Below are 213 nucleotides of genomic sequence, written 5' to 3'. Positions count from 1 at the left end.
CTGGGAGGCGTCGTGGATGCGCAGGACATCATCCTGCCAGGTCACCGTCACCGCGTGCAGCTCGATCGCATTGTGATTGTGGCGCGGAGTGCGATAGGTCGCATCGACGCGCACGGCTGCTGTATCCAGCGCGGCTTTCGCCTTGCCCTTCTCGTCATGCAGCGGCTGGCCCATGAACATCGCGGGCCGGGCGTCAGGGCGGGCTTCGTCGAA

General features: G+C 65.7%; 1 protein-coding gene. It reads right to left on the bottom strand.

Translation table 11 applies throughout. The features are described from left to right. Positions 1–213 (bottom strand): molybdopterin cofactor-binding domain-containing protein (locus tag LH128_RS30440; protein WP_008833539.1); only part of this gene is annotated, 213 nt, incomplete at both ends.

The organism is Sphingomonas sp. LH128 (assembly GCF_000293195.2).
GTDB classification, from domain to species: domain Bacteria; phylum Pseudomonadota; class Alphaproteobacteria; order Sphingomonadales; family Sphingomonadaceae; genus Novosphingobium; species Novosphingobium resinovorum_A.
The sequence above is the reverse complement of the archived record's forward strand: the minus strand, read 5'-3'. Positions and strand labels throughout refer to the sequence as shown.